We start from the raw sequence: 18,896 nt of genomic DNA on the forward strand, positions 1-18,896 counted from the left end.
TGAGAGAGTATGCTATTATAAAGATGGTAAATCTGTGATGTACGCGTTGTCCTTTCACTGTGTTGACCGAACATTTTTATTGATATCTAGGGATCCTGCTTGTATCAAAGTTGGTAACATGCCTTTTCTTTTGGTAGTTCAATACTGCGATCGAGGAACCCACCTGCTTATCTTGCGGGTTCAATACTCTAGGACGATTACCGGCATCGACGGATTTTACCATTTTTATGAAGATTTCTAAACAATTTGCTCTGGCAAGTTGTTTTTTTTTTGGAGGACAAGATGATTCGTATACTCGTACTATTACTCGCCGTTGTCACAGGCGTAGCCAGTTATTATTTGATGAAGAAAAGTGCAGCTTTTTTACCACTCTTAAAAAAAGAAACTGCAATAGAAAGTCAACAGTTTATCGAACGTTTTGGGCGTTATTACTTGATTATCGCCATTCTAGGTGTTCTAGCGGCTATTTTTAATCGCCCGTTATTGTCAATTGGTTTTATCTTTTTTGTTTTATTACTTTCAACGTTGTTTAGTTTAACTTTTGCAAAAAAAATGTCATAAAAGACGATGAATTTAAAGAGCGTGGGACAAAAATCACTTTGGATTTTTGCTCCACGCTCAAAAACTGATAAACGGCGGGAACAGAAGCAACTCCTTCGGAAATAAGCCGGAATTCTCCAAAAATTAAAGAACAATTTTCGGAAATCCCTTCTTATTTCTCGGAGTTAAACGCTTCTATTCCGACCTCTTTTTTTACAAAAAAATGCCAATATTCAGAAAAAAAAGAAGCGGTTTCAGTTTCTTTTTTTCTTTATTTGTTTTACAATTATTATAGAAACAATTAATGATTTTTTTTACGCTGAAAGGAGCGGTTATTATGTTACAACAATATCAAAAAATTATGATAGCAATCGATGGTTCTGACGAAGCAGACTTAGCCTTTAAAAAAGCGGTCAACGTCGCTAAACGAAACGATGCTGAATTACTATTAGCACATGTTGTTGATACGCGCTCTTTCCAATCAGTGTCCTCTTTTGATGGTGCGCTAGCAGAAGAAGCAATGTCAATGGCAAAAGAAACCTTAGACACCTACCAACAACAAGCGGTGGATATGGGACAAACAAAAGTCTCTAGCGTTCTAGCCTATGGTTCTCCTAAGAACATTATTGCCAAAGAATTACCAAAAGAATACAACATTGATTTAATTATGTTAGGAGCAACTGGATTAAATGCCGTTGAGCGTTTATTTATTGGCTCTGTCTCTGAATCAGTTATCCGTAACGCTAGTTGCGATGTTCTCGTTGTACGGACGGATTTAGACAACAAATTACCAAAAAATGAAGAAAAATAAAAAATAAAAAGAAACTGAGCCAACTATCACTTTTGATAGTTGGCTCAGTTTTTTCTTATTTACCTATTAAGCACACCTTGTGAGAGCGTCTCACAAGGTGTGTTCGTTTAATTATTTTAGACGTTCTACGTCACGGGCAATCATTAACTCTTCGTCAGTTGGTACTAATAGAAGCTTGATTTTTGAATCATCAGTTGAGATAACTGCTTCTTCACCGTGTACATTATTTTTGTCATCATCGATTTCACAACCAAACCAAGTCATGCCATCAATAATATCTTTACGAACGCCAACTGCATTTTCACCGATTCCAGCAGTAAAGACAATCGCATCAACGCCATTCATAACAGTGACATAGCTACCAATGTATTTACGAATACGATCGATAAAAATGTTGTATGCTGTTTGAACTTCAGGTTTATCTAGGTTTGATTGAATATCGCGCATGTCGCTTGATAAACCATTTGTTAAACCTAATAAACCAGATTTTTTGTTTAAAATATCAACCATGTCTTGTACATCAGTCAAGCCAAGTTTTGTCATTAAATAAGGCAATAGTGACGCATCAACATCCCCTGAACGAGTCCCCATTGTAACGCCAGCAAGAGGAGTGAAGCCCATTGATGTATCGACTGATTTACCACCATCAACTGCAGTGATTGAAGCACCATTTCCTAAGTGACAAGTGATAATTTTCAAGTCTTCAATTGGACGTCCTAACATTTCTGCAGCACGTTGAGAGACATAACGATGACTTGTTCCATGTGCCCCATATTTACGTGCAGCAAATTTTTCATAATATTCACGCGGTACACTATATAAATAGTTGTGTTCTGGCATTGTTGTGTGGAACGACGTATCAAAGACTGCCACGCTAATGATTTCTGGTAAGATATGTTTAAATGCTTTAATTCCCATTGCATTCGCTGGGTTGTGTAAAGGTGCTAATTCAGATAAAGCTTCAATTTTTTCTAATACTTCGTCTGTAATAACAACAGAATCTTTAAATTCTTCTCCACCAGCAACTACACGGTGACCAACACCAGTAATTTCATCATAAGAACCTAAAATGTTTAAGTCGATTAATTGGTCTAGTAACATTTTTACTGCCACTTCATGGTTATCAATATCAACAATTACTTCATATTTTTGTCCTTCACCATATTTAATTGTGAAGATAGAATCTTTTAAGCCAATACGTTCAACGATTCCTTTAGCGATCACTTCTTCATTTGGCATTTGGTATAATTGCCATTTTAAACTTGAACTACCTGCATTAATTGCAATTGTTTTAGACATAATTTTCTCCTCTTCGTTACTATTTTATTTTAAATTTGAAGCTTTCCAAGCTTCAAATTGTTTAAAGAACTCCGTTACTTTATTGATATCTTTCAAAGAGGCAAGTTTTGCTAACAAAACTTCCTTCACTTGCTCAGCATCTGCACCCTTGTTTTGAACAAGCAAGATACTTTTACGTGATTGTTCTGACTTAAACAATTCATCAGGTAACTGTATCATTCCTTGTAAATAGACATTTTTTGTCAACCAATTTTTAAAGAATTCACTTTGCTCAGTCTCTAAAATATTGGTCGGGATTAAGAATAAGCCAAACCCTGCTGGCTTCACGTATTTCATAGCTTGCTCCATTAATAAATGATGCGCATAACTATGGCCTTCCTCAGCAGCAGCAGCAAATCCCTTTGCTCGCTCATCATTTGGATAATAGCCAATCGGCAAGTCACTTAATGCTAAATCAACTGGATCCAATAACAAATCTTGCAATCCGTCTTGATGGAACAACTGAATATTGGCTTGTGACCAAGCATTGTTCACAGAAGATACTGCCAAAAGTGTTTCATCAATATCCACACCATAACCAGAAACTTTGTAACCAGCTGTTTCAAGGTTCAGCAGAACCGTTAACAGTAAATTTCCCATTCCTGAAGCAAGATCTAAAATTTTTAATGGCTCTGATTTATTTGTTAATTGTTCTACTAAATAAACAAACAAAAAGCCAATACCGTCTGGCGTCAATTGATGATTTGCTTGAAGCTGCTCTTTTCTCGTTCCTTTTAACAAAAGTAATTGGGACAAGCGTCGCACATCTTCAGGAGCTAAATCAATATTTTTAATCGTATGATACAGCGTTTCTAATTGTTTCACTGTCTCTGGATTAGGTACTCCGTCAAGTACTCGTACTTGAAAATCATCTAAAATATTTTCACCATTTTCAATATACGCATCTAAAAAAGAAGTATCCAATGACTGTTGCAATAACTGGATTGCTTGTTCCATTGGCTCGAAAGCCTCTTCAATTTTTTCTGGGAACAAATTAGCACCTCTATTCTATTCAAAATGTAACAACTTCCATACCTGTTTTATTTTAACGAAAAAAGAAAGAATAATCAATGCCTTTACTGTCTTTCTTCTAAAATCTAATAATTTGTAGAAAAACAACGCTATTCCAGCATTGTTTCCGCTTTTTTTTGATGAGAAACTCTCTCTTGATATTGGTATTTTCGACCAGATTTGTTTAATAAAACAGTTATTCTTAATTGTTCATTTTTGTATGTATAATCGAGGGTTACTTGCTCGTACATGAGCTTTTCTTCTGTTTTTAACTTTCGTCTATTTTGTTTAACATCTGCAAGAAATAAATGAAGGATACTTTTCCCTGCATAGTATTCCTGGGTAGCTTGCGTAAATTTTTGTGTTAACTGACGTTCTTCTAGTAACTGAAGGGCGAGAAAACTCATCAAATAAACAAAGGCCATGGCCGTGAACAATAAGTTTCCTGAATATTTTTGCTTCATTAAAATTCTCCCTTTATCGGAAAAAAACTATCAAATGTTTTTCCAGAAGTAAAAGTAACTTCCAAAGTAAACGATTGTCCTTCATTTTTAAACTGGCCATTTTTGATACCAATTAACAGCGGTTGATAGCCTTTACCATTGACTCGCTTAATAATTTTATCTTCTTTGATTTGAATTGAAATAGTCTTGTTTGTTTCTGAGTCGAGGAAAGAAATCTCTTGAGCAGAGCCTGTTTGGAAAACGAGCTTTTGACATTCTTTTTCTAATTGAATTAAAAAAATATGCCAGGATTTCGAATCATTGTTTTTCAAATATTGATTTCCGATAAAACTTTGTTGAATCATCAACTGAAACAATTGACACATACAACTTAAAACGACTAGTGCCACTAAACACTCTAACATCGTAAAACCCGCATATTTTTTATTCACCAATCAAAATCGCTCCTCTTGAATCTGTGACTTTTAGTATCCTTCTTCCCTCGTTCTCCATCAAAGAAAATCGGTAAGTTTCTCCTTGATATATCCGCTCTTTGAAACGTAAATCACCCGTCTGCTCTAAAAATAAAATTGCTTCGTATCCTAGACGAGTACGCGTTAATTGTTGCTCCCGTTGATAATTTTGCTGAATTAATTGTGTAATAGTCAGGGAGAATATCCCTGCTACCACACATACAACACTAAAACTAACGAGACTCTCTAATAAAATAAAACCACTATAAATAGTTAATTTTCTTCGTATATTTGCCACTCCCCATCTGAAATTCCATAACAATTTAAGGAACAAAAACATCATACAATACGCATTAAATAGCTGTTTTTTCATTTTTAATAATCTAAGATATGTAAATAATACCGCAAATCTGTGGTAAATTTTGTGGTAAAAATAGAATGCAAAAAAAGCTCTACTTCCCGTAACTGAGAAGCAGAGCTTTTGCGTTTTTAATTATTCTATCCACTCATCATTGAAATATTCGTCCACAAATTCATCTATCGTTTCGCAGTGTTCTTGTTCTTCCTCGAATGGATTTTCTTCTATCACATGTTCTTCACTCCATTTCGTGAAATTATGAATCTGGATATATCTTATATCGTAAAAATCGATTTCTTGTTCACCAATCAGCACAACATCGAATTCTGCCATCCCACGGAAAACACCAAAAACATGTGGTTTTACACGATCATATTCATCTAATGAGTTCAGCTGAATTTCTAGTACCTTATTTTGTTTGATTGAACGATCCAAAAAATATTCTATTTGCTTTTGGGATTGTTGAGGCAGCCTCTCAATATTTCGAGCATGATATTCATCAGTACTCTTTATTGCTTCTGTCAACTCTCCTAATGGAAAAGCTGTAGGCCATTTTAACTCAAAAGGACGGTCAACATAATTGTTATACGGTTTAAACTCTTTTTTCGTTCGTCTCACCATCTGATACACTCTCCTATCAGAAACATTATACGAACGTTCGTTCTATTTTTCAACATTTATTATTAAATAAATCACTTATACAAAACATATTTTAACTTTATCTGTTTCCTTGCTTTTATAAAATTTTTCTAGTTGTATAGCGTCGAGTCCTTGATTTTTTTCACTTGGTGCTATATCTAGTAGTAAAAACTTACGCCCGTTATTTTCACAAAACTCGACTAATTTTTCCGCATAATAAGAAGCGATGCCTCTACCTCTATAGCTTGTATTTGTTCCTATATGCTGTAAATATGCAATGGGTTCATCAATTTGAATTGGATTGAACAGGCTTTTTTTGTGACATTCTTTCAAATAAAAGTCCATAGTAAACACAGTATCACGATTCTTAGGGTTGTACAAAAAGAATTTTACGCTAGTCTTTTTGCAATGACATTCCCTTCCCATTATTTCTTCATCTCCTAATTCATCGTCAAAACAATAAACTAAATCCATTCCTTTCAAAGATTCTGGATATCCAAAATTTTCAATTATTTCTTTTGTTAACATCAATCATTATCTCCCATCTTATTTTGAATAAAGTACTAATTATCTTTACGTTATATATTATAATACCAAAACAAAAAAAGACCTACCTCTCACAAAGAGAAGTAGGTCTTTTACTTATTTCTTAATAGATCAACGTTTGACCAGGATAAATCAAGTTAGGATTTGCTAGTCCGTTTCGTTGAGCTAAAGCTTGATAAGTCGTTCCAAGCTTAGCTGCAATGCTAGATAAATTATCCCCACATTGGACTGTGTAAACATTACTTGTTGCCAATCCATTGACTTTCAAAACTTGGCCAGGATAAATCAGATTAGGATTTGTCAATCCATTTAGTGAAGCTAAAGTTTGATAATCAGTACCATGTTGATATGCAATGCTTGATAACGTTTCACCATATTGAACTACGTGAGTAGATTCTGGCTGCTTATCGGGAACAATTGTTGCATCTGGCAATAGCTCAATATCGCCTTTACTGATCCATGACAAGATACCTTCAAGCAATACTCTGCTTCCAGTTACTTCTTGCACTTTGTAGCTGTTTCCTTTTACCCAATCTGGAATAGCTTCTCCTGTAGCCCAAGCATCTACGTTAAATTTCACTTTGACCGTATCGCCAACTTTAACATCGGAACTTGGCGTATTTTCGACTTCTTCACCTGCATCAATTGCTGGAGTTTCGGTTTCTGGTTTGTCAGTTGCAGTATACCCGTTATCAGTAATACCTGTTAAGTCTACGTTACCATCTAACCCACCAGCAATATAAGTGGATGTAAATTGCCAAATTCCAACACCATCCATACTTGGGAAATATGCATACAATGGTTCTGGCGTTACTTCATAGCTAGGATAGGCAGCAATCCATAAAGAATTAGGGAACTCTTTAATAATTCGCTGATAGTCCACATACTGCAACGTAAAAGGCTTGTAGCTATAATACATTGGCGTGTAACCTGCTTGTTTAATACGACGCATACCATATAGGATTGTTTCCGTATTTGCGTTTACATCAGAACTAGCGCCATGCTCAAAGTCTAAAGCAACAATGGAATTTTTAGGTGTTTGAATACGTGGCAAGAAATAATCCATTGTTGTTTTCGCAATGTCCATGTTTCCCCAAGTGTCATACCAAATATAGGTATGCGCACGTTTACCTTGTGCAATAGCACTCGCTACTTGTGATTTATAAGTATACTGCTCATAAATCCCACTAGCATTGTAGCCACCAATTTGAGCGATAGCAAATTTGTCGTGTGCATAGCCAAAGCGACCTTGTTCGCCTTGGTAAATCGCCCAATCCACACCTTGATCTCCTTTTGCAGCAAATACATTTAAAGGAGTAACTGCTACCAACGTCAAAATAATCAACGTCAAAAATTTCTTCATAAAAACCACCTCTTTATAAAATTTCATAAAGAAAAGAAGCACGAAATTATTTTCGTACTTCTCGCTCAATTTCATTTACTTTGTCATCAATCCGTTTTACATCTGAACGTGTATTGATTAATTCATTTTTTATTTCACTTAACGTAGCTAAAAACTCTCGTCGGTCCTGTTTGGCGCTTTCTCGTTCCTCTTTTAATTCGGTTCGATAATAACCATTTAAACGCCATGCTGAAAAAAGGATTACTCCGACTAAAATCACCGTTAACGGTAAAAAAATAAGCCCGTCAATCGTGACTAGCTTCGCAAAAATCTGATCGATTCCTTTCACATTCTCATCTTCTTTCTATTCAGTGAGAATTTCTTTCGCTTCTTTTTCGGTTAAACAACCTTGTTGTACAAAATTTTCAATATCGGACTTAGTGTACATGCCCATTTCATAGAAAAATTGAATATCTTCTTTAGTTGGATACATCTGGCATCGCTCCTTCTGTGATAGTTATTTCTTCTTTTGGAAAAACAACGTCTTGAATACGTTCAACTAAACTTCTTAATTTAGTCACTTCTTTCATTGTATTCGCTGCAATCTGATTAGAGCGAACGTATAAATCGTAAGGAACACCACGTACCCAAATCCATTGATTTGTTTCCCAGTCAAAGCCTGCAATCATGACATCTGGTCCTTTTGGTGGTTCAACCTCCGTAAATGGTCGTGATACCACCGAATCTTTTGGGGCGCCCCACTCTTCATAAGTTTGACCAACTACTTTATAGACTGTTTTTGTTTCTTTTGACATCTTTTTTCCTCCTATTGTTTGAATACTTTATCCCACAATTGTTGTATCTGCGTTTGCATCCGTGCAATTGTAGGGTCTCGTTTGTAATAAAGAATGTCTGATAGATAAATACGATACGTGATTTTTAATGTCGCTTTGCTGTAATTAAGCCCCATCCTATTCGCTTTATCTCCAAATAACAAGATATTTACTCGCCCTTTATTATCTAAGAATTGACTTGTTTCGTGCTTATCGATTGTTTGTGTCATTACTTTACGTTTTCTCTCTTCATTTCTGCCAAACTCATTCCATGTTTTTTTGGCATTGTCATACCATAAAACAGAAATTCCACCAAACCAATCTTTTTTCGTTTCATCATAATGACTGGCATAAGCTTCATTTAACGGCGTAATGGACCAAAGGCCTTTTTCTACAAATTTAACACGTTGCTCCATCGTTTCAGCCTGAAAGCTAAGATAGTATTCTTCTCCTAACCATCGACGTATTGTTTCTACAACATCCCATTGGATTCTTACAAAAGGATGATAATTGTCATTTCCCCAACCAGCCATCGAAATACTCACAAAACCAGTACCATTGAATGCTTGAACAGCTTTAGCGTTCTCAGGGGTTGGATTACTACTCATATCTTTAAGTGAATCATTCGGTGTCGGCATCGGGTCGCCTTCTCTTAAAAGAATATTGTCTGTTGCATTATTAGGATTTTCTACCATGCTTCCAACAATTTTCCCCTGAAAGTTCAGCTCTTTCTCAAATTCGAAATAGCCACGTGCTAAAGCTAAAATAAATTCTTCTTTTGATAATACGCCATTATTTTCTATCAATTGTAGTAAACGGTTTGTTTCTACTTCATTGACTGCTACTTTTTGGCCAAGCGATTCAACTTGTTCATTTAATTGCACAAGGCTTTCTTCTAGTTCTGGTCTTAACGCTTCGATAGCTTCTTTTTCACGCTTAGCTACTTCAAACACTTCATTTCTTACTTGTTCAAAGTCTTTGATATAAATATCATTGACTTCTTCTAACGTTTCATCAATTTTTGAACGTACAACAGTAAAAGTAAACGACAATTCATCACTATGCGAACCATCTTCAAAATCTAAATACAAGTATCCTTTAATTTCTCCTTCATAGCTTAAAAGCTTATCTGGTAAAGGATAAAGGATTCTTCCTTCTTTCGGATTTTCTATAACTGGTTGGCTATCTAAATAAGTGAATTTTCGTTCTTCGCCATCTTGCACTCCTGTAAATAAAAGTTTTACCGTAACATTGGTTAAATCCAATGCTTCATTTTTTTGATTTTTCAAACGAAAATCGAAAGCAACTGAACCTTTATCATAGCTATAAAAAATATAGTTTGTTTCTATATCATGATAATTCGCTACAGAAGTTCGCACCTTTAGTTGACCAATTTTATTATGAGACACAAAACTCCCTCCTTTCCAAAAAGAAAAGCAAGAAGCTATTCAGCTGCTTCTTGCTCTTTTAAGATTTCTTTTACTCGTTTAACTAGCGCTTTTGGGCAATCACTTATTTTCTTTGTTTTTTCTGAAATTGCTTTTGCCCAAATTTGACAAAGTCCCTCCATTATTCAGCCCCTCCTAATACTTGTTCAGATAAGAACAACATAGAATCCGTTAATTCAGATACTTGTTTTTTCAATTCCGCATTTTCGGCTTGTAATACCTCAATGTCGGTTGGTGGTGCGGGCTCTGGTTCTGGCACATTGTCAGGATCATAAATTAAGCTTGTTCCGTCCCAACGATAATTAAAGAAATCTGTTGGTTCTTTTTCTACTTCAAGTTCAATCTTATTCGGTTGTTCCATTGTGGAATATCCGTCTAAATACCCTTGAATATCATCAATCCAAATTTTCATGTTCTATTTCCTCCTAGTATTCATAAATCGCACTTAACGCAAACAGTTTACTACCTGAACCAGCTGTATCACTAGAAGAGGCATTTATATCATTACCTGTAATTTTAGTATCCTTAACATATAAATATTTCCGCACTAAACTATTAGCGTTGTATCCATGTAAAAGAAAAACAACTCCTCCAGAACCTGGATTCTGCACATGCTGTTTAGGTACTAAGAAAAAGTGATAACATGCACCGTTTAATGTACCGTCTTTTTTATATTCTTGCCATTGGAAAATCCACCCGTTCTCGCACTGTGAAAGCGGCTTAGAAGGAACATTACCGTTTCCCGAAGCTCCGCCATACCATCCGCCCGTCCATAATGGCTCTTTTTTGGTAATTTTTTGATACATTTTATCCGTATCTACTTTAGTTGGATACGATTCAAGCCCATCAATTGCGGCAGTATGTGTTTTAAGATAAATTGGTTTTCCTTTTTCTTTTAATTGAACAATATCTGTTGTCATTACACTTCCCCTACCTTTTCAAACGTAATTGCTGGCAATCCATCTAGTTTTGTTTTATCTTCTTTAGACATCAAGCCATTTTTTATTGAGGTTGCAACGTCTGTCGTTGTTGCGTTTTGCCCTGCTGGACCTTGCGGACCAACGTCTCCTTTATCTCCTTTTGGACCTTGTGGACCTGGGTCTCCCTTTTCACCTTTTAATACTTCTGGTTTCCCTTCCACAGCATTCCAATGTGTTTGAGGAAATACCTGTGTTCCTCCTTGTTTTACTTTAACAATATCTGTCATTCAACTTCCCCTACTCTCTCAAACGTAATATCAGGTATTCTGTCAATGGCTTCTTGAACTTTTTGGTCAACATATTGTTGATTCACTCCGCCGCCATCGCCACCACCAGTTGCTGAAATAACACCATCTTCTGAAATAGAAATATTCGCTCCAGCAGTATAACCTTTCAACTCTTCCAGTTTCAATTTTAGTTCAGTGGTGAAATTTTGATCTGTTTGCTTTACCGCAGACAACGTTCCGTCTTCTGCAATTTCTAACAGTTGGCCAACCTTTATTCCGCCCAGTTCGTCTGTGGTAGCGATTGGAAGAATATACACGCCTCCCTCGCCATTTGACAATCGTTGAAACATTTCAGCAGTGATAATGCCGTCTGTTTCTTCTGTCGCATAAGGAAGTTCTGTCAGTGCATTTTCTAAGCCTAGATCTGCTTTAGTGATAATTACTGCCCCAGTATATCCATTAACAGATAATACTTTTGATTGACCCGCAATAATTTTTTCTAATCCTCGAACAGCGGATGCATGTGTAATAGGATAAAACTGACGTTCCACGCCATTTTCATCGGTTTCCATCATTCGTTTTGCTTTAACCACTTATTTCACCCACTTTTTCAAACACATAAGCATTCTGTTTTGTTTCATCAACTGTTGCGATAACCAATGCCCCATCTATCGCAGGATAATCAACTGTTCCAACAATTTCTGTTTCATGATTCAGTGAAAAAGCATCATCTTGTAAAATAATCAAGTCACTTATTTCGCCATATTCTAACGTATATAAGCGTTTCTCTAATTTCTGATACAAATATTCCATATCTGCCAATAGACGTTCAGAAATTGAATTATGGCGCACTCCTTGAATGTCTACACGTGCATCCATTAGCTCGGCTAACATCGTACCGCCAGGATCAATCGTTTTTAAAATATCTTTGATTGATTCGAACCATGAAGTGAAATCTGTTTTTTGCGCATCTCGCCACGCTTCAAACTCTTCTTTTCTGGCATTCATCCAATCAGTAAAATCGCCTTTATTTTCGTTGATAAAAGCGGTCATGTCTGCGATTAAATCTTCAATGGATTGCCAATAAGAACCCATTTCACCTTCTGTTTTAGAAGCAGCATTTATTACAAAATAAGAAAAATTCTGCGTTGTGCCGATTAAATCGTCGCCTTTATAAATACTAAAATAAGCTTCTTGTCTGTGTAACGACTGCATAGAATATTCGTCAAACGTATACTGAATAATCCCTTTTTTAGCATTTATGATTTTTGTTGGTCGTTGAATCGGAAATTTATTATCAATATGTGATTCAAAAAAAACTTTACCGTCTGTTAAATCTAACAGCAAAGAATTTTCTGTAATAGTTACTTCTAAGACTTCTGTGTTCTTATTCCCTTGCCGTACATTAATAATACCGACATAGTTGTGTTCGGTTGTACTTAGCGTTGCTTGCCATTTAACCATTTGTGCACTCCTTTCTAAAAATTAATTACATCACGTGGATTGATTCGTTGCCATTGTGCGCCTTTCCACACTTCAAAGTGAAGATGAACACCAGAAGCTAAGCCTGTTGCCCCCATAATTCCAACACGTGAATTCGTTGTTACTCTAGCTCCAACTGATAGATCAACAGAATTTAAATGACCGTAATACGTCCAATAACCATCGTCATGTTTAATCACAACATAATTTCCACCTGTTCCGTCGTAAGTAACGGTTTCTACTGTACCACTACGTGCCACATAAACAGGGGGCGTACTTCCAGCAGGAACTGAAGCAATATCGATTCCGCCATGAATAACGTTCGTTCCCCAGCCAATTTGATCCCACTCTTGCGTAATCGTATAGCTAGATCGTACAGGATTCATCCACGTTGGATTGCTTGGTTGCAACCCATGCAATTTGTTATACCAGTAAATGGCCATATCAATACGTTCTGGATGTGTAACTGCTGGTCGCTCAAAGTTGGCTTCAAACGCCATCGTAGCTGTTCCTATATCTGTTAATGCTTTAAATTGTGCAACGGAATATGGATAAGCAGAAGTAGGAATATACTGACCGTTGTGCATATGCCAGTCCAGTAATTGAAGTTGCGTATTAATGTTTCGATAGTCACCACTAATACCAGCTTGTGCCAATAAACGTTGAACATATGCACGACCACTTTCACCAGCTACAGGTGATGTCCACTGAACTAAACCATAGCCAGGACCGCCACCGCCTTCGTCAATGTCTGGCATAATGCCTGATTCTTGTTCCATATTTCCTAAAATACCTGCAGTTGCTTGTTCGCTATAACCTTTAGATTTTAAGAACTGCCAAACTGCCCAAGCGTTTTTCTCTTTTTCAGTAGTCAATTCTGGAGGTGTACCGCTACCAGTTCCACCAGTACCGCTTCCTGGAATAACTTCTTGTCCTTTAATAAAAATCTTATCTACGTGTAACGTAGAAGGATTTCCATCTTTACCGATAAAATAAATATGATTGGCCAGATGCCATTGATTCGTTCCTGCTATTAACAAGCCAGTACTTTTTTGATTAGATAAACCGATAATATTTTTAGGACTATCTCCAACAAGCAATAACGATTTACCATCTGTAACGACTGGATTTCCGTTAACATCGTTTAATTCAGGAAAAGGGTTTCCTTTTGTACCCATTGTGCCAACGTGATTAGAACCATCCCAAAACTCCATCCCTTTTTTAGTTAATTCCATGATTTTTTTCTTGTTATTCCAAGCTTGTAAAGTACCATTTACCATACGTAAAATATCTCCACAGCTATTAAATGATGTTTCAAAAATATTGGATTTTATTTTGCCAGCTCCTATAAAGTCGGCATTCAATATTCCATTAATTCCCCACGCATTTTTAAATGGACCTTTCCAACCAGTTCTTGAGAATCCAATTCCTTTGTGATTAATTGCAATCACATCTTTTGCAGTATCCGTGGATTCCGTATCTAAGTAATAATGGGTGTTAGGTCGATTTTTAGGATACTGACGTATACTTCCGCCTTCAACACCGTTAATCAAATCAGTAATATAATCTACAAAATCACTCATATACTCTTTTTTTGTCAATGTTTTTATAGCTTCTTGAAAGTCTTGACTTTGCTGTTTATAAAAAGCAACTTGGATATCTCCCGCAGTGATTTTTATTGTTTTTTCTGCTAAAGCATCATAGACAATTCCTGTAACTTTCGTTTGAATGTCAATATCATAAAGCTTGTGGTACACAGTGAATGTATCGAATAAATTATAGTTACGCATCTTAGCAAATTCTTTTGCTTCTTCTGAATCTGTAAGTTTCTCAATTTCTAATTCAATAGAAACTTTAGGCTTATCACTTCCTGGATATAATGTAGTGAAGTATTTACTTGCCACTTTATTTAAGCTAGCTAAATCTTTTACTCCTTGATCTTCAGTAAACTGGATGTATTGAGCGTAAACATCAGGATACTTACTGATATATTCGCTTTTAACTGCATTTCCATAAATCCGTTGAGAAGTTCCGTCTGCTCTACTTTGGAGCTCTGCAAATGGCAAAACTTTAGTAACAATTGATTGCCAATCAAATTTAATGGTTAATCCTTTTAAATCTTTACCATAACGAACAGTTCCAACGTTATCTCGTCCTCTACGCCTTAGCAAAGATAATTTAAAAGGCTCTCGTTTTATTTCTCCGCCCCAGTATTGAAGTAGAGAACCTTGTTCCCCTGCAATACAATTCAATACATTTCTAGCTTCAAATGTAGTGCTAGAAGCTGTATTTATATCAGAATATAGTTTGATATCACAAGGTTCGTCCATGTTCTGTTCGATTAATTTCATTGCTTCTGCACCATTACGATTATCAACTGTTACTAGCCTCACTTGTCTGTTTCCTAGCTTATAAGTACGAGATTGGGCATAAATAACAATGCTATTAGTAAAAGTATCTTTAAACGTTTGTTTGATCTCAAAAATGTGGTATTCTTCTAAGTCATTTGGCTTTGCTTTAATTTGATAGCCATTTTCGAAATAATCACTAAATCTGCTAATCGCTGGATAGTCCATTTCTAGTTCATATTTTCCGTTTGCTTCTTCAGTGATTTCGCAACGTGTCGCATCAACAAGACGTCCTAATCCATTTGTTGAAAAATCTTTTTCTCCAGGTTTAAAAATAACTGGAATCAAACCTTTCGCCTCCAATTCGGCTGAACCTTAAACTCTGTTACTTTACCAGTCCAGCGAAAATTATTCTCTCCACATTTTAAAATCGGATAATCTTTAAAAAGTGTTTTATGATCCAAGATTTCAAATGCTCCACCTGATTTTCTATAAGCTTCTTGTTTTTCTGAATCTATAATGATGTCACCGTTAATTGCTTTTAATGAATATGATTGATTATTGATAAAAAAAGAAATATCCCCAGACCCCAAAATCTGAATAATGGGTTCTGAAGGATATTTTTCTGTATTGATTAACTGATTAGGATTACTTATCCAATATTGGCCAATACGATTTTTCTTAAAAGGTCGGATACTTACAGTAAATTCAAAAGGAATTAAAACCCCGCTTTTTCTTGTTCCTGTAAATTTTGGTGGACTCGTTACAATCGCCTGATAAATATAATGCTCATCAAAATAGACAATAAAATCAGAATAATTTCCCATATCGAGCCAAAAGGAAATTTCATCTTCTAAAAAAGAAACTTCTTGTAAAGTATTTGCTTTCGCATAGCATGTAATGGTACGTTCTACATTTTTATAATATGCAAAATCAACGGCTATTGAATCATTACCCATTCGCTCCCTAAGCTCTACCACACGTCCTGCAGAAAGTCGTTCAGGTCTTTCTCTCATAAATACATTGAATTCAGAACTATGTTTTCCATTAAGAAAAAACTGTCCTCTTTTAAATTCCACCAAAAGCACCCCCCGTTGCATCACTATCTCTATTTTTAACAATTTGAATATACTTAACGAGGTCTTTAGCCATATCCATTAATTGTTTTTCATTTAATTTTCCCATAGCTTGTATATTGATATTGAAAGTATCACCGCCAATATTAGTCGTAGCATTACCTTTATTTTTAGCTAAGCTTTCTGTTTGAGCTCCTTGTTGGTTGATATATCTGCCAGTAGTAGAAAAATTTGGTAACTCTGTTGGTAAATCGGTCATTTTTTTCACTGATTTGTCAAGCGTTCCTTTTTCTTGGTTAATACCAGCTACAACACCTAATACAATATTTTTACCAATCATATCCCGCATCCATCTTGAAGGTGAATGAATGCCTAAAGCACCTTTGATTTTTTCTTTAATATTACCAGCAACTTCTTTAATTTTTTTATTCACAGCACCAATCATTGAACCAATACCGTTAACTAATCCTTGGATAATATTTTTACCAATTTCAAATAAATCGATATGGCGCATATCATTAAAGGTTTGCTTCACATTTTCAACTGTATCACTAACGCTTCTTTTAAGATTATTCCACGCATTTTTAGCACCTTGTACCAAATTGTTGAAAATATTAACTGTTCCCTGTTTTAAGTTTTCCCAACCGCTAATGATACCATCTTTTATACCTGTCACAAGATCAACAATCCACTGTTTAAAATTATTCCAGGTATCTTTTGACCATTGAACAGTTGCGTTAAATGTATCAACTGTGCCTTGTTTTAAGCTATTCCAACCATCAATTACACCATTCTTTATATTCTCAATAGTAGTAAAAAACCAAGTTTTCAACCCTTCCCAAGTATCCATTGTTGTTTGTTTCAGGTTTTCCCAAGCTTGCAATGAAGCTTGTTTGATATTCTCCCATGTTTGAATAAAGAAAGTGGTAATATTATTCCATATTTCGCTAGCTTTAAGTGATAAATCTGTCCATATAGTAATTACAGATGTTTTCAGTCCAATCCATATGTTAAGTACTGCCATTTTCGCATTGAGCAAATAATTACTGATAATTGAAGTGATTGAATTCCATATTTCAGAAGCGGCTTCTGTAATATTATCCCAAACAGCTAACATGTTTTCTTTTGCTTCTTCCCAACCGCCAGTGATCATAGAAGTTACAAAAAGAATAGGAGCTAATATTACATTCTTCAATATAGTAAATAAATTTTTTCCAATATTTACAAGATTTTCCCACAAATTTTTCAAAAATAAAGACATATGAAGAAAAGCATTTTTAACACCTGTAACTAAAGGTCCAATGTACTTCCACACAAAATTAAATGCGGTAGAAAATACTTCTGAAATAGATTCGCCAATTCCTTTAAACCAATTTTTGATATTATCAAATCCATTTTTAAAGCTTTCTCCAATGTTTTTAGCACTATCGGCAGCACTTTGTTTAATATTTTCCCATGTATTTTTTGAGCCTTCTTTTGTTGAATTCCAAAGTCCACTGAAAAATTCCTTGGTACCGTTCCACTTATTTTTAACCCAGTCGGCTGCATTTCCAGGTGCTTCTTTCATCCATGTGCCAGCATTCGAAAAAGCCTCTTTTGTGCCATCCCACATGTTACTGAAAAATTCCATTGTGGAATCCCAAGCTTTCACAACCGTTTCTGCAGCACTAGAAATAAATTCTTGTATATTTTTCCAAATATTTTTAACAGCATCCCTAAACCCTTCGTTAGTCTTCCAAAGATAAATAAATCCTGTAACTAAACCTACAACTGCAGCTAGAATAGCGACAAAAGGATTTGCTAACATTGTTGAATTAAGTATCGCTTGCGCAATTGATAGTCCTTCTGTTGCTTTTTGCCAAGCTGTAAATGCTGCACTTACTTTTTTAGCAAGCATTAACGTCCCAATGCTACCCGCTAAACCCGCAAGTAGCGGTGCAAAAGGCTTTAACGTATCATACAATGTTTTAACTGTCTTTATCATTGGAGGAATCATTTCAGCAAACTTAGATAAAGCTGCTTCCATTTTTGCCCCTTTGTCAGCAATGATTTCACTAATACTTCCAAAACCTGCACTTTTTAATCCTTCGTCAATTTTAGTAACAACGTTGGCCACGCCGCGAACGATTGCAGTCTTCATGTTAGCTAAACCTGTTTTAATACCAGCGGTAGAATCTTTAGCAATCTGTTCTAATGATTTAAGACCGCCACCGCCTTCTTTATTTAATTTGATTAAAGCATCTTGGAATTCTTCAACTGAAATTGAACCATCGGAGAGACCTTCTTTCATCTGACCAGCTGTTAATCCCATCTGTTTAGCTAGTGCGTTTAGAGCTGGCCCCAAACCACTGTTAATCATTGAGTTCCAAGTTTGCGCATCTACTTTACCATTTGAGAACGATTGAGACAGCTGGATAATAGCATTGTCTACCATTTCAGCAGAACCACCAAAACCGAGGATACCGTTATTTAAAGCTGCGAAAATCTGTTCTGACTTCCCTAAATCGTTTGTAGACGAAGCGATTAATTGAACACCTTTAATAGCGCTATCTAACGGCGTAGGCAACCCTTGGATACTCTTCTTTAAGCTATCCATTGTTTTTGATGTTTCGCCAGCTGAAAAGCCCATATTTTCAAATACGCGATTTGCGTTGTTTAACGTATCTACACGATTAATAGCTCCGTCAATATTACTGGTAATCAGCCCAATTCCTTTTGAAATGATTTTAGTAGCTCCGCTAGCTAAAAAGTTACCAACAAACGACGTCCATATGTTCCCAAGAGATCGGCCACCTTTTTGTCCTGTTCTATCAACTTCAACATCAAAGCCTTGTAACTTTTTTACTGCTGAATTTAATCCTTGTGAAAAGCCAGATTCATCCAGTATCATTTTTAAGACTAAGTCTTCATTGTTCAAAAAGTACCCCCTCCCTCTTAGAACATAGTATTTTCATCAAGATATTTGATATTTTCAAATTCTTCTACAGCATCTTTAAATGCG

The 18,896-nt window shown here is 35.7% G+C and carries 22 protein-coding genes, 1 other RNA gene and 1 pseudogene; 3 read left to right on the plus strand and 21 right to left on the minus strand.

The genetic code is table 11. The features are described 5' to 3' along the window. The first annotated feature begins 26 nt into the window (after window positions 1-26). The 3 genes from ssrS to IGJ63_RS07805 all read left to right on the plus strand — a co-directional run bounded on the left by ssrS (window position 27) and on the right by IGJ63_RS07805 (window position 1,351). Window positions 27-220, plus strand: a non-coding RNA gene (ssrS, locus tag IGJ63_RS07795) — 6S RNA. 62 nt (window positions 221-282) lie between these two features. Next, entirely contained in the window at window positions 283-561 is a 279-nt protein-coding gene (locus IGJ63_RS07800) for a hypothetical protein (RefSeq protein ID WP_438746180.1), read from the plus strand. A 316-nt stretch (window positions 562-877) separates the two neighbouring features. Then, window positions 878-1,351, plus strand: coding sequence for a universal stress protein (locus IGJ63_RS07805; RefSeq protein ID WP_002357065.1), 474 nt, complete (start codon window positions 878-880; stop codon window positions 1,349-1,351). Between the two features lie 111 nt (window positions 1,352-1,462). Here IGJ63_RS07805 and IGJ63_RS07810 read toward each other — a convergent pair whose 3' ends face one another. The 21 genes and pseudogenes from IGJ63_RS07810 to IGJ63_RS07910 all read right to left on the minus strand — a co-directional run bounded on the left by IGJ63_RS07810 (window position 1,463) and on the right by IGJ63_RS07910 (window position 18,785). Beyond that, window positions 1,463-2,650: an acetate/propionate family kinase gene (locus IGJ63_RS07810; protein WP_002357064.1), complete on the minus strand. Its 1,188-nt coding sequence runs from the start codon at window positions 2,648-2,650 to the stop codon at window positions 1,463-1,465. 24 nt (window positions 2,651-2,674) lie between these two features. Beyond that, on the minus strand, window positions 2,675-3,682 hold the full coding sequence (locus tag IGJ63_RS07815; protein ID WP_086280249.1) for a class I SAM-dependent methyltransferase: 1,008 nt from the start codon (window positions 3,680-3,682) through the stop codon (window positions 2,675-2,677). Window positions 3,683-3,810: 128 nt separating this feature from the next. Next, window positions 3,811-4,164, minus strand: a complete 354-nt coding sequence (gene comGG, locus IGJ63_RS07820; protein WP_010827543.1) for a competence type IV pilus minor pilin ComGG — start codon at window positions 4,162-4,164, stop codon at window positions 3,811-3,813. Then, the gene (comGF, locus tag IGJ63_RS07825) at window positions 4,164-4,598 is read right to left on the minus strand and encodes a competence type IV pilus minor pilin ComGF (protein ID WP_002357060.1); all 435 of its coding nucleotides are present in this window, start codon (window positions 4,596-4,598) and stop codon (window positions 4,164-4,166) included. The genes comGG and comGF overlap by 1 nt, the downstream gene beginning before the upstream one ends. Beyond that, window positions 4,588-4,959: a type II secretion system protein gene (locus IGJ63_RS07830; protein WP_192444643.1), complete on the minus strand. Its 372-nt coding sequence runs from the start codon at window positions 4,957-4,959 to the stop codon at window positions 4,588-4,590. The genes comGF and IGJ63_RS07830 overlap by 11 nt, the downstream gene beginning before the upstream one ends. 150 nt (window positions 4,960-5,109) lie before the next feature. Beyond that, the gene (locus IGJ63_RS07835) at window positions 5,110-5,595 is read right to left on the minus strand and encodes a hypothetical protein (RefSeq protein WP_104669566.1); all 486 of its coding nucleotides are present in this window, start codon (window positions 5,593-5,595) and stop codon (window positions 5,110-5,112) included. A 75-nt stretch (window positions 5,596-5,670) separates the two neighbouring features. Then, the gene (locus tag IGJ63_RS07840; RefSeq protein WP_438746183.1) at window positions 5,671-6,141 is read right to left on the minus strand and encodes a GNAT family N-acetyltransferase; all 471 of its coding nucleotides are present in this window, start codon (window positions 6,139-6,141) and stop codon (window positions 5,671-5,673) included. A 121-nt stretch (window positions 6,142-6,262) separates the two neighbouring features. After that, window positions 6,263-7,522: a LysM peptidoglycan-binding domain-containing protein gene (locus IGJ63_RS07845; protein WP_438746185.1), complete on the minus strand. Its 1,260-nt coding sequence runs from the start codon at window positions 7,520-7,522 to the stop codon at window positions 6,263-6,265. A 46-nt stretch (window positions 7,523-7,568) separates the two neighbouring features. Further along, window positions 7,569-7,850: a hypothetical protein gene (locus tag IGJ63_RS07850; RefSeq protein WP_438746187.1), complete on the minus strand. Its 282-nt coding sequence runs from the start codon at window positions 7,848-7,850 to the stop codon at window positions 7,569-7,571. Window positions 7,851-7,865: 15 nt separating this feature from the next. Then, window positions 7,866-7,994, minus strand: coding sequence for an XkdX family protein (locus IGJ63_RS07855; RefSeq protein WP_438746188.1), 129 nt, complete (start codon window positions 7,992-7,994; stop codon window positions 7,866-7,868). After that, entirely contained in the window at window positions 7,981-8,316 is a 336-nt protein-coding gene (locus IGJ63_RS07860) for a hypothetical protein (protein ID WP_438746190.1), read from the minus strand. Before IGJ63_RS07860 ends, IGJ63_RS07855 begins: the two co-directional genes overlap by 14 nt. A gap of 11 nt (window positions 8,317-8,327) precedes the next feature. Beyond that, a complete protein-coding gene (locus IGJ63_RS07865) occupies window positions 8,328-9,743 on the minus strand; it encodes a BppU family phage baseplate upper protein (protein WP_438746192.1) in 1,416 nt (471 codons plus the stop codon). A 35-nt stretch (window positions 9,744-9,778) separates the two neighbouring features. After that, window positions 9,779-9,904 (minus strand): hypothetical protein, encoded by a 126-nt coding sequence (locus tag IGJ63_RS07870; RefSeq protein ID WP_438746194.1) that lies wholly within the window; start codon window positions 9,902-9,904, stop codon window positions 9,779-9,781. Between the two features lie 53 nt (window positions 9,905-9,957). After that, window positions 9,958-10,194 (minus strand): annotated as a pseudogene (locus tag IGJ63_RS07875) (hypothetical protein); the annotation flags it as partial. A gap of 13 nt (window positions 10,195-10,207) precedes the next feature. After that, window positions 10,208-10,702 (minus strand): hypothetical protein, encoded by a 495-nt coding sequence (locus IGJ63_RS07880; protein WP_438746196.1) that lies wholly within the window; start codon window positions 10,700-10,702, stop codon window positions 10,208-10,210. After that, on the minus strand, window positions 10,702-10,989 hold the full coding sequence (locus IGJ63_RS07885; RefSeq protein ID WP_002357046.1) for a collagen-like protein: 288 nt from the start codon (window positions 10,987-10,989) through the stop codon (window positions 10,702-10,704). Before IGJ63_RS07885 ends, IGJ63_RS07880 begins: the two co-directional genes overlap by 1 nt. Continuing rightward, complete coding sequence (locus tag IGJ63_RS07890) at window positions 10,986-11,582, minus strand: hypothetical protein (protein WP_279446807.1); 597 nt, start codon at window positions 11,580-11,582, stop codon at window positions 10,986-10,988. The genes IGJ63_RS07885 and IGJ63_RS07890 overlap by 4 nt, the downstream gene beginning before the upstream one ends. Further along, window positions 11,575-12,453: a phage baseplate upper protein gene (locus IGJ63_RS07895; protein WP_438746199.1), complete on the minus strand. Its 879-nt coding sequence runs from the start codon at window positions 12,451-12,453 to the stop codon at window positions 11,575-11,577. The genes IGJ63_RS07890 and IGJ63_RS07895 overlap by 8 nt, the downstream gene beginning before the upstream one ends. A gap of 14 nt (window positions 12,454-12,467) precedes the next feature. Next, the gene (locus IGJ63_RS07900; protein ID WP_438746201.1) at window positions 12,468-15,182 is read right to left on the minus strand and encodes a phage tail spike protein; all 2,715 of its coding nucleotides are present in this window, start codon (window positions 15,180-15,182) and stop codon (window positions 12,468-12,470) included. Then, entirely contained in the window at window positions 15,164-15,898 is a 735-nt protein-coding gene (locus IGJ63_RS07905; protein ID WP_002357042.1) for a hypothetical protein, read from the minus strand. Before IGJ63_RS07905 ends, IGJ63_RS07900 begins: the two co-directional genes overlap by 19 nt. Then, complete coding sequence (locus IGJ63_RS07910; RefSeq protein WP_438746630.1) at window positions 15,888-18,785, minus strand: tape measure protein; 2,898 nt, start codon at window positions 18,783-18,785, stop codon at window positions 15,888-15,890. Before IGJ63_RS07910 ends, IGJ63_RS07905 begins: the two co-directional genes overlap by 11 nt. Window positions 18,786-18,896 lie beyond the last annotated feature (111 nt).

The organism is Enterococcus sp. DIV1375a, from assembly GCF_051712205.1.
GTDB classification, from domain to species: domain Bacteria; phylum Bacillota; class Bacilli; order Lactobacillales; family Enterococcaceae; genus Enterococcus; species Enterococcus faecalis.

Excerpts from the sequence above, each read along its gene's own strand:
- IGJ63_RS07885 (WP_002357046.1), bottom strand. The coding sequence starts at position 10,989 with ATGACAGATATTGTTAAAGTAAAACAAGGAGGAACACAGGTATTTCCT.
- IGJ63_RS07860 (WP_438746190.1), bottom strand. The coding sequence starts at position 8,316 with ATGTCAAAAGAAACAAAAACAGTCTATAAAGTAGTTGGTCAAACTTAT.
- comGG (WP_010827543.1), bottom strand. The coding sequence starts at position 4,164 with ATGAAGCAAAAATATTCAGGAAACTTATTGTTCACGGCCATGGCCTTT.
- IGJ63_RS07910 (WP_438746630.1), bottom strand. The coding sequence starts at position 18,785 with ATGATACTGGATGAATCTGGCTTTTCACAAGGATTAAATTCAGCAGTA.
- IGJ63_RS07870 (WP_438746194.1), bottom strand. The coding sequence starts at position 9,904 with ATGGAGGGACTTTGTCAAATTTGGGCAAAAGCAATTTCAGAAAAAACA.
- IGJ63_RS07810 (WP_002357064.1), bottom strand. The coding sequence starts at position 2,650 with ATGTCTAAAACAATTGCAATTAATGCAGGTAGTTCAAGTTTAAAATGG.
- IGJ63_RS07840 (WP_438746183.1), bottom strand. The coding sequence starts at position 6,141 with ATGTTAACAAAAGAAATAATTGAAAATTTTGGATATCCAGAATCTTTG.
- IGJ63_RS07855 (WP_438746188.1), bottom strand. The coding sequence starts at position 7,994 with ATGTATCCAACTAAAGAAGATATTCAATTTTTCTATGAAATGGGCATG.
- IGJ63_RS07805 (WP_002357065.1), top strand. The coding sequence starts at position 878 with ATGTTACAACAATATCAAAAAATTATGATAGCAATCGATGGTTCTGAC.
- IGJ63_RS07800 (WP_438746180.1), top strand. The coding sequence starts at position 283 with ATGATTCGTATACTCGTACTATTACTCGCCGTTGTCACAGGCGTAGCC.
- IGJ63_RS07880 (WP_438746196.1), bottom strand. The coding sequence starts at position 10,702 with ATGACAACAGATATTGTTCAATTAAAAGAAAAAGGAAAACCAATTTAT.
- IGJ63_RS07845 (WP_438746185.1), bottom strand. The coding sequence starts at position 7,522 with ATGAAGAAATTTTTGACGTTGATTATTTTGACGTTGGTAGCAGTTACT.
- IGJ63_RS07895 (WP_438746199.1), bottom strand. The coding sequence starts at position 12,453 with ATGGTTAAATGGCAAGCAACGCTAAGTACAACCGAACACAACTATGTC.
- IGJ63_RS07835 (WP_104669566.1), bottom strand. The coding sequence starts at position 5,595 with ATGGTGAGACGAACGAAAAAAGAGTTTAAACCGTATAACAATTATGTT.
- IGJ63_RS07830 (WP_192444643.1), bottom strand. The coding sequence starts at position 4,959 with ATGATGTTTTTGTTCCTTAAATTGTTATGGAATTTCAGATGGGGAGTG.